The 10,366-nt window shown below is 33.3% G+C and carries 10 protein-coding genes; 8 read left to right on the top strand and 2 right to left on the bottom strand.

What is annotated here, in order from left to right; translation table 11 throughout:
• From MHH45_RS27890 to MHH45_RS27855, 8 genes are all read left to right on the top strand, one after another.
• Window positions 1-202 (top strand): hypothetical protein (locus tag MHH45_RS27890; protein ID WP_340863776.1); only part of this gene is annotated, 202 nt, incomplete at its 5' end.
• Window positions 203-363: 161 nt separating this feature from the next.
• Window positions 364-924, top strand: a complete 561-nt coding sequence (locus MHH45_RS27885; RefSeq protein WP_016132741.1) for a MerR family transcriptional regulator — start codon at window positions 364-366, stop codon at window positions 922-924.
• Between the two features lie 620 nt (window positions 925-1,544).
• Complete coding sequence (locus MHH45_RS27880; RefSeq protein WP_088094604.1) at window positions 1,545-2,219, top strand: S-layer homology domain-containing protein; 675 nt, start codon at window positions 1,545-1,547, stop codon at window positions 2,217-2,219.
• A 612-nt stretch (window positions 2,220-2,831) separates the two neighbouring features.
• Entirely contained in the window at window positions 2,832-3,782 is a 951-nt protein-coding gene (locus MHH45_RS27875; RefSeq protein ID WP_016113412.1) for a nucleoside hydrolase, read from the top strand.
• A 1,369-nt stretch (window positions 3,783-5,151) separates the two neighbouring features.
• On the top strand, window positions 5,152-5,487 hold the full coding sequence (locus MHH45_RS27870; protein ID WP_088094703.1) for a plasmid mobilization protein: 336 nt from the start codon (window positions 5,152-5,154) through the stop codon (window positions 5,485-5,487).
• Window positions 5,469-6,647, top strand: a complete 1,179-nt coding sequence (locus MHH45_RS27865; protein WP_088094702.1) for a relaxase/mobilization nuclease domain-containing protein — start codon at window positions 5,469-5,471, stop codon at window positions 6,645-6,647. Before MHH45_RS27870 ends, MHH45_RS27865 begins: the two co-directional genes overlap by 19 nt.
• Before the next feature lie 341 nt (window positions 6,648-6,988).
• Window positions 6,989-7,627, top strand: coding sequence for a MarR family transcriptional regulator (locus MHH45_RS27860; protein ID WP_088094701.1), 639 nt, complete (start codon window positions 6,989-6,991; stop codon window positions 7,625-7,627).
• A 588-nt stretch (window positions 7,628-8,215) separates the two neighbouring features.
• Window positions 8,216-8,464, top strand: a complete 249-nt coding sequence (locus MHH45_RS27855; protein ID WP_088094700.1) for a hypothetical protein — start codon at window positions 8,216-8,218, stop codon at window positions 8,462-8,464.
• A gap of 186 nt (window positions 8,465-8,650) precedes the next feature.
• Here MHH45_RS27855 and MHH45_RS27850 read toward each other — a convergent pair whose 3' ends face one another.
• Both MHH45_RS27850 and MHH45_RS27845 read right to left on the bottom strand, forming a co-directional pair.
• Complete coding sequence (locus tag MHH45_RS27850; RefSeq protein ID WP_077295761.1) at window positions 8,651-9,136, bottom strand: small multi-drug export protein; 486 nt, start codon at window positions 9,134-9,136, stop codon at window positions 8,651-8,653.
• Between the two features lie 111 nt (window positions 9,137-9,247).
• Window positions 9,248-10,030: a helix-turn-helix domain-containing protein gene (locus MHH45_RS27845; RefSeq protein WP_088094699.1), complete on the bottom strand. Its 783-nt coding sequence runs from the start codon at window positions 10,028-10,030 to the stop codon at window positions 9,248-9,250.
• Between the last annotated feature and the right edge of the window lie 336 nt (window positions 10,031-10,366).

Raw genomic sequence — 10,366 nt, 5'->3', positions numbered from 1 at the left:
ATTATCGGTAGCAAGGAACCAGGCGGCGCCTTACTCTCTCAAGGGGTTTGCCTGGTTCTTTTTTTCTTCGTTTATGCATGATTTTATACATGGTTGGTATAGCAAGGATTCTAGGGATCCCCGCTATTTCGTTTTTTCTCTTTTCTTGCATAAAATCTTGTATAAATTAAAAAAAGATTTTGATGCTGTTATCGAGAAGTAATGAGTATTCAATGGTAAAATCGAAATGTATTTCGAAATTAATTCGTTTTTAAAATCGGTTGTAAAATCAGTTGCAAGTGAATTCCGATTTTGATTAAAATGTTGATTTAATCGTGTTTATGAGTGAAAAAATGTATTCCGTTTTTGGGGGAGGAATTAAAATTGGAACTAAAATCGGAAATGTATACACCGAAAATTGTTGCGGATCGTTTAGGGGTGACTCCCGATTTATTAAAAGTATGGTCAAACGAATTTAATATACAAACCGAGCGAAGTCAGGGAGGACATCGCAGGTACTCTAAGGAAAATATTGAAGAATTAAAAGCTATAAAAGAAAAAATACATGTACAAAAATGGTCTTACGATCAAGTTCGAGCATGGAAGAATGGAGAACTTGATTCGTTTGTTTCAAAAGAAGAAAAATCGGAATTAGAAAAAAAATTGGATGAAGTATTAGAAAATCAGCAATTACAAAATCAGTTCAATCAAGTACTGGTTCAAAAATTACAAGAGATTACGAATGAATTAGTTACTACAAAAGAGCATTTGGCTAATACTGAGAGAAAATTAACTGAAGTAGAAAGTAAAAATAGTGAATTAGAAGTTTTTATAGAGAAAAAATTAGAGAAACGGGATCAATTATTGCTTGAAAACATTAGAGATATACAGAATCAAAATCAGAAACAAAAACGGAAAGGTTTTTTCGGTTTGTTTAAAAATTAAATGTGGTTGATATTCTTTGTAGGGTTTTAATGTCGGAAAAAGAAGAATAGAAATATAGCATACATACAATAAGGGAATGCAGTACAGATCAGCATACAAGCATTCCCTTGCTATTAAAATGTTGTTTTTTAAGTATACTTTTATTTACATAAAACATTGGGTTTTATTATATAAAATATTATATTTTAAAAAAGTATTGCTATTTTTGTAAGCGCTTACTATAATAAAGGTACAGAGATTCACGAAATCTTAATATAAGAATAAAGGAGGAGATAACATGGAAATCGCAATGGCAGTTTTAAAATTTATAGGTGGAATTATTCCATTCGTACAAGAGCTTTTAAAAGCAGTAATGTAAGTTTATTATTCCGCAATTATTTATAAAAATTATCATACAAATGATCTGTATATCAAAAGTGAATTGATGTGTAGATCATTTGTATGAGCAATGTTTAAAAAAGAAAAAGAATCCCAAAATAAATAAGGGATTCTTTTTTTAATTAATATATTTGTTTTATCCCAACATAAAAAAATTGCTATATAATTATATTTATATATAATTATATTTATATATAATTATATATAGATAATAATTATTATAATGATTGGGAGAGAAAGAAATGAAAAAATTAATTATTTCGGGTGTATGTGTAGCGGTATTTGGTACGACTTTTTTTGCGCAGAATTCTTTTGCTGAAACAACAAGTAATAACTCAAATCAGAATATAAAAGCAGCAAACGTTCAAACAAGTAGTTTTATAGATGTACCTCAATCGCATTGGGCGTATAAAGAGATTCAGTACATGGCTGATCATAATATAATGCTAGGATATGGTAATGGTTATTTTGGTGTCAAAGATAAAGTGACACGTGAAGAATTAGCAGTATTTTTATACAGAATGATTAAGATTCCTGACGGTCCTTATAAGAATCCTAAACCTTTCAATGACATAGATGGTTCAAATTTCAAAAAGGAAATTGTAGCAGTATACAATAATGGCATTTTTCCCTATCTGAAGGATGAAAAATTTGATCCTAAGCGTAATATAACAAGAGCGGAAATTGCAGTTGCGTTTAGAACTGCTTTTGGTTTGACTAAGAAATTTGATCATCAATTTACTGATACGCAAGGTCACTGGGCAAGTGAAGAGATTAAAATTTTATATAGTAATGGTATAACTAGTGGTGTAGGCGATAACCAATTTGATCCAGAGGGGGTTGCAACACGTGAACAGTTAGCTATGTTCTTATACAGAGCTATCCCAGCGGCTTCAAAACCCCTTCAAGTAAACTAACTATTTAAAACCGACTCATACGAGTTGGTTTTTTCTTTGCAGGAATTTATAAAATATATGGGCATATTTCGAAATCTTAGAGAGAATAAAAAAGATATTGTTATATTCTTAAATCTGTAATATAATGAATTTATAGAATTCTTAATATTCAGAAATTAGAAGAGGAGGAAATAATATGGCAATCGCAATGGCAGTTTTATCATTTTTAGGTGGAGTAATCCCATTAGTAGCAACACTTCTAAAAGCATTCATGTAATAGAATTCTCTGCACTTATTTATAAAAATTATCATACAAATGATCTGTATATCAAAGATGAATTGATGTGCAGATCATTTGTGTGAGTAAACTTTAAACAAGAAAAAGAATCTCAGAAATCATAAGGGATTCTTTTTCTTTATGTAATTACGGCATTAATATGTTTGCTACCGATAAGTGGTGTTATGTTAACTTCACATGTAGAGGATATACAAAACAAAAATATTTTTCAGGCGTAAAAACATATAGGATATATGCAGTGACTGATAACCAGAACGTACTATTCAGGAACACATGAAATATATATAGTACAGGCTCAATGAAATTATGATTCTATTGCTTTTGGGGGAAGATATATGCCAAAAAAAGTTCTTCTGTTTACAGATTTAGGAATTGATGATGCCTTTGCTGTTCTGTATACCTTTTTCCGTAAAGATATCCAACTTGTAGGGATTGTAGCTGATTATGGAAATGTATCAAGAGAGAATGCTATAAGAAATATTAACTATTTAAAGTATATTGGGGGAAAGGAAGAGATACCTGTATTTTTGGGTGCTTCTGTACCTTTAACAGGCATATTGGTCCAGTATTTTCCTGAAGTACATGGGAAAGTGGGATTAGGACCTATCATCCCGCCTGAGATTTCTTATCCGACTTACCCTATCAATGATATTTATCGGATTATAGATTCTAATTTAGATGACCTCATAATTATTAATTTGGGAAGGCTCTCTTCGTTGGCGACGGCATTTGTCCTAAATTTAGAAACAATGCGGAACGTGAATGAATACATTTGTATGGGCGGAGCTTTTTTTTATCCTGGAAACGTGACTGCTGTGGCTGAAGCTAACTTTTATGCAGACCCTTATGCAGCAAACTTAATTCTGCAGCATGCAAAGAATTTGACAATTATTCCGTTAAACGTCACCCAACACGCGATTGTTACACCCGAAATGGTTCAACAAATCGACGCGTTTCACCGTAATACACAGGACCTTGCAGGGCTTATCATCAAGCCCATGTTAGACTACTACTATAATTTCTACTCTAAATCGAACCCTGGTATAAGGGGAAGTCCTATGCATGATTTTGTAACAATCTGGTATTTGTTGAACCCAGATGCAGTTCTCCTTTCAAAAGTACCCATCAAAGTAATTCCCGATCAAGGAGAAGGATTTGGTCAAAGTATTGCAGATTTTCGTTTTGTGACAAATCCGGGTTATAAAACACATAATGTCGCTTTTCAGTTCAATTACGAAAGTTTTAAGAGAGATATCATGGAAACATTCTTAAGGAAGAGACTGTAGCGTATCCTAAGTAAACTTCAGATAACGGAAATTATGTAAAAAAGCTAGCATGAATCTAGCTTTTTCTTTTTTGATCACGGGTGTTCTAATATCTTTATTCATCATGTTTTGAATGTATACTTTTGCTAGTGTTTTTGAAGAAAATAGATGAAGTGAAATAAACCCAATGAAATCAACAAAATGAATGTAAACTAATATTCAAAAGTTTACATTCATTTCTTAATAAATAAAAAGCACTTTTTAATGTTTTAAAAGTGCTTTAACTTGATGTTGATGTAACGGAACCTCTAGTATGTAGAAATTTAAAAAAGTCCCTTCATAATGTTAAAGGGACTTTGCTCACACAAATGATCTGCAAATCAATTCATCTTTGATATACAGATCATTTGTATGATAATTTTTATAAATAATTGCGGAATAATGAACTTACATTACTGCTTTTAAAAGCTCTCCTACTAATGGGATGATTCCACCTAAGAATGTTAAAACTGCCATTGCGATTGCCATATTATTTCCTCCTCTTTTGTTGTTGCTAAGATGTGATTTATCTTTATGCTTTTATTATAGTAAGCGCTTACATTTATATCAATATATTTTTATATGTAATATTGCATATGGAGGGTAAGGTCACGAAATATCATATGATTTTTAAAGATTTAATCTGCTAATTTTGCATTATTTTACAATTTATTTTTGCTATATTTATTAGAAAAGGGGATGAATTAATGTTTAAATTTATAAAAGAAAAGTTAGCATTAATAGGTACTCTTTGTTTGTTTATTATTACTATTGTAAATTACACAGTAAATAACGAGACAGTAACTGGGATAGTTAGTATTTCATTATTTATTTTTGTATTAATCTTATATATTATTTCTAGAAATACTAAAGTATCCTAAGGTGGATAAAGTGTGAGGTTATTTTGTTGTAGAGTTATCTTATAAATAATTAGAGGTAGTTGTATCATGTCTGTCAACGGTAAGCGGACAGAATGAAGCGGAAGCAAAATGAAGGAGCATTAAGGAGTTGACAGACTCACTATGCAACCCTCTTGTGGTTGTCAAAAGGTACCCTTTTGACCCTGCCAACCGGCGAGGGAGCCCCCTCAAAATTGAGGGGGTTGGGGGTGTTTCATAAAGGGGTCAAGGGGGAAAGTTCCCCTTGTAGGTTTGGACAAAGTCCAAGGTTTTAACTCCCCCTTTTAAGGGGGTTGGGGGGTGTCATGCTAAGCATGACCAAGCGTGTATTTGGGTACCAAATACGGAGCTTGCCTAATTACGACGATTACGGTAAAATGGAAATATAAGGATACCATTTTACCGTGCGGATGACCTCTATAGATGGGCAGCCGCTGAGGAGGAATTACGTTGTGAGCGAGACAAGATCAGAGCCGAAACAAATTAAATTTCGGGTGAGCGAGGACGAGTTTCAACGGTTGACGCTTATGGCGGATAACGTTGGAATGAGTGTGCCGGCTTTTGTAAAAGCCAAGGCACATGGGGTGAGAGTAAGACAACCGAAGATTGATAGAAAAGGAGCAATTGAAATTGCGAGGGAATTGAGAGCAGTTGGTACCAATTTGAACCAAGTGGCAAAGTGGTGCAATGCTCGAGAGCAAGTAAGTGAACAAGAATTGGAACGATTGAATTACAACATAGAACAAATCAAAAAAGGATTGGAAAAGGCATGGCAACAATTAAGCTAGGTAGTACCAAAAATGCGAATGCATTATTGAAGTACGCTGAGAAGCGCTCAGAAGTCTCCTGTGGTGTGAATTGTGATGTGGAGTATGTTAGGAGTCAAATGACGGCTACAAGGGAAATATGGGGCAAAAATGGCGGTGTACAGGCTCATCATGTTGTACAGTCCTTTAAACCAGGAGAAGTAACGCCAGAATTAGCGAATCAAATTGGGCAAGAGTTAGCCAAGAAAATTGCAAAAGGTCATGAGGTAGCAGTTTATACGCATGCGGATAAAGACCATATACATAATCACATTGTCATCAATTCCGTAAATGTTGAGACAGGTAAAAAATACGTAGATAATGCGAAAAACCTTTATTTTATACGTGAGCAATCAGATAAATTATGTGAGCAGCATGACTTGTCTGTTGTAAAAGAGCCATCAGCAAAGCAACGCTATCATCAAGCTGAATATGGTCTTGCCAAACGTGGTGAAGTAAGTTGGAAAGATGAATTACGTCAAGCAATTGACCATGTAAAAGATCAAACAACAAATGTAGAAGATTTTAAGGATCTGTTGCAACAAAACTTTGGTGTTGAAGTGAAAGAACGAGGTCAACATTTTAGTTTTAAACATCCTGATGTAGGGCGGTTTGTAAGGGGGAAAACACTCGGCTTAGACTATGAAAGGGGTACGATAGAAAATGAGTTTAGCAGACAAATTGAATCAAGTGAAGAGCGACGAGTCAGTGAAACTTATACAAGAGTTGCAGAAGAATCTAGAGGACAATCAGGAATTAATGGATCTACTGAAAGGGTACATCAGTGTACAGATGGACAGAGATACCAATATGAGAATGGCAACGAGCAAAGAATTGATAGCAATGCAGAAGACAAGCGAGGAAATACAGAAGGAGATGCTTTTGATTTTAGAAAAGCAAAGTCAGCTCTTGAACGTGAACAAAGAAATTCTACTGAAGACTTTGGAAAGTGGAAAGAGCGAGATGGCAGCAAACAACCAACAAACAGTCTATCATCTCCAAAACATTCAAAACAACCTAAACGGACAAATGGAAGAAATCAAGAAAGACATGGGACGCGAGATTCACAACATGAGCATAAAAGCACAAAAAAGATTACAAAAAGTCGAAGAAAAGAGCAATCAATTGATTTTGAACCTTAAAAAAGATACCTTAATGTATTTTTGGGTAGATGCTTTCAAATATGGATTAGCTACAAGTGTAGTTCTAATCCCCTTGTATTTCCTTATACGCTCTTTTTTTTCATCAATAGGGATGGAATTACCTTAAGTGATTAAAAACATTTTAGAAGAGTTTAAGAGTGGTTTTATTTAACAATAGATTTCATGTTATTATAAAGAAAGACGTATAAACGAGAAAAACCGCCCAAGCTTTGGACGGCAAGGCGGTTTTTCATAATAAGGTTGGAATCAACCAATATATATTCTATATACATTCTAACATATAAAAGTTGATTCCTTCCACTAAGGGAGAGAATTATTTTATGACAAAAGTTGTAGATTTTGGACAAGCTGAAAAAAAGGCGAAATTAAGAGATAGTAAGATTGACAGTATTTATAACCAGTTGCAAGCCGGTGGTTATTCAGAAGAAGAGAAATCAATGCTTTTACAGTTATTAAGTAAGGCGACTGGTGGAGAAGAATATTTTATTGCTAAAAAGAAAAAGCCTACAGATCGGGTGAGATTTGTGCAAATTATAATGGATAATATAGATTATTTGATTGAAATAGGTTATTTAAGTAGTAAGGAAGAAGCTTTTCTATTCAAATTAACTTCATCTGTAGAGTTTAAAACCAATGTTCTTGTAGAACGTGAGACAAATAATCCAGCATCACCTACATATCTAGCTGAAAAATTTAAAATGACTCGTCAAAGTATTTCTAGTGTTATGAATGGTTTATTAAAAAAGGGAATATTAGCAGTTGCACAATCAGGTGTTACAACTGAAGATGGACGGGTTTGTACTAGTCGTACATGGTTTGTAAATCCAAATGTTATGTGTTGTTCTCCTAAAGATGGAATAGATAAAGCAACTCAACATATTTTTAGAGATTCATTAAGAAATTTTAAAGTTGAAGATCAAGGAAAGAAAAAACATAAACTACCTATTTATTTATTTTAAAAGAATGCAAAAATTTTCTTGCATTCTTTTTTTTTTTGTTATTTACCTTTTTTTAGGTGTCACTTTTTTTTGACACTGGTGTCACTTTTTTTTGACACCATATCTTCTATAAACCCTTGTTATTACTGACTTTCTTCACTTTGCTCTTCTCACTCTTATATATAGGGCTAAAAGTTCCGCAAGGAACAGGTAGTATTTTTTGAGAAACCCACTCAAAAAATCTCCACCTTTTTCACTTCGCTCCATCCTTGCAAAACTTTTTTCGGCTCGTGTGCTTTTCTCGCCAAGCCGACAGACAAAAAGCAAAGCAATGGTTCTCGACTTGGACAAGCAAGTATACGAGCCGAACCGCCTAGATCATTCGTCCTCGAATAGTACTTATTCAAAAATAGATACGTAATACGTGGGGTTTCGCCCCCACACGACGAGCCAGCACTCTTGCCAAAAAGCAAAGGGAAACCTTACAATCACGACTATTTTTGATGGATGATATAATTGGGAATATAGAGAAATTAGTAGACTTTTGTTCGTAGAAGAAACACTCTGACTATAAGTTTTAAACGATAAATATAGAAGGAGGAAATTTTTATGACTCGTTGCACAAATTGTAAAAGAAGATGGAACGCTTTGCAGGTATGGTCATTGTTTTTTAAAAGAGAAGGGAAAGATTGTCCATATTCTCTTCAAACTCAATATCTGTCAGCTGATACATTACAGCAATTTTCAGGAGAAAGATTAGATCCATTATTCTTGTGGATTTTTCCTGTTTTCGCAACATTGAGTGATAAAGATGAAACATACAACGTGCTTTTTAAGGATAAATCAAATAAAAAATAATACAAATTGGGGTATAGCTACATATCCATCAAGCTAAGAAAACCAAGATAAGAAAAAAACTAGCCCCCGCAAGGGGAGCTAGTTGACGTAAAATTCGTTATGGGTACTGAAAAAGGATCTTCAATTAAAGATCCTTTTGTGCTGCTTATTGAACAATCTCGTCTGTTTTTGGAAGAATGTTTGTTTTTATCGATTTAAAAGTCTTGTGATAAAACCAAAATCATCTTCATCTTTCACTAGAAAATCAAAGCCCAAATACGCTGCGCTACCAAGTGAGATTGCCCAAAATGCAATACTTGCTGTCATTAATACTAAAGTTTTCAAACGTGTACCGCCAAATGTGACAGCTAATAATGTTGTTAAATGACTACCTATAAAAAAGGGTCCAATAAACGCTAAACCTGGTAAACCATATTTCCCCCAAATTTTCTTAGCGCGTTGGTGACTTTTGGATTCATTTATTTCTTCATTATTTTTTTTCTTTTTACGCCAATTGCGAATCGAGTCTATAAACAAGATAAGTAAAATTATAGTTAATAAATTCCCTAAAAATGCAATAATAATAACTGGAACTGCTGGAATGCCGCCGATAATTGCAATTGGTACTATCATTGATACTTCAAAAAAAGGAATTGCTGCCAACAAAAAAATAATAAAATATGTCCAAATCAATTTCTAATCCCCCTCGTATATCTTTACCTTCATTTTTAGAGTATCCTTCTGGTTCGCTCGTTCCTTTTTTTAAAAGAAAACGGCCTCATCATATTGAAGAAAAGCTTATCTTTAAAACTCATCAAATTTCTTCTTTGCTTTCTGCTTTAATTTAAAACTAAATCGACTTGTATGTTCATCGTTATTTACCAATAATTGATATGCAGAAAGAATTGTAAGAGTACGAACTGACATATATAGACCAACGGCTATTAAAAACACAAAAATCGGATAATAAGGAGCCAAGATCCCCATCTCTAATTTTTTCTCCAAAGCAAAAGCTAAGAATCCCACCGCCAGTAAACAAACTCCAATCACCACTATACCTGAATATTTTCTTTTAAAGCCCTCATATCTTACTGTTAGCTCTTTAAAATAATTTGAATCAAACAATAAAACTTCTTTTTTGAGAATTGTATATTGTCCTTGATCAAATCCTAATGTTGCAAAAGAAATAATTCCTAATGTTGCAATGACAATAATTAGGAGTATTCCTAACATTGAGTTTTTCCCTAAAATTAAATATGGTTCAAACGCCAATGCAAAAAAAACAAAACCTAATCCAATATGCTTAGCAATTTTTTGTGTGCTTATCAAAAAACCCTCTGCCATTTCTCTACTTACATAATAACCTTCTTCATTTCCTTCATTGTTCTCAGCAGAATCCTTCAATAAGTAATCAATAGATACCTCAAAGATATTCCCAATCATTAAGAGCTTTTCTGTTTCAGGAAATCCTTGGCCATTTTCCCATTTGCTAATTGCTTGTCTTGAGGTGTTTAATTGTTCAGCTAAAGTTTCTTGAGAAAATCCATTTTCTTTTCTAAGTTTAGAAAGTTTTTCACCAAATTTCATTCATTTCAACTCCTCTCATTTTGTTAGTTATATTGTATAAAAGCATTGCTGTTCTTTCTATCACGTAGCGAATGCACTTTGTCAACTTAAGGTTGCATTATTGTTATACTGCGTCTTTTAAAGCTTTTTTCTTATGTGTCTTTTGAAAGTGATTTATTCGGATATAAGTCATAGTAAAAAGGGGGATATCTTTTATTCCCCCTTTTTACTTCTAATGATTCTGTTCAAATTCTTGTTCTTCCTACAGGCAATTATTCAGCAATATGGCCCTTTAGTTAAAGAAGATCCGAAAGGGTTGAATGCATATCCTATACATTATAGTTAACATAACGTCCT

It is taken from the genome of Bacillus sp. FSL K6-0042, from assembly GCF_038006685.1.
Lineage (GTDB): Bacteria > Bacillota > Bacilli > Bacillales > Bacillaceae_G > Bacillus_A > Bacillus_A pseudomycoides.
The sequence above is the reverse complement of the archived record's forward strand: the minus strand, read 5'-3'. Positions and strand labels throughout refer to the sequence as shown.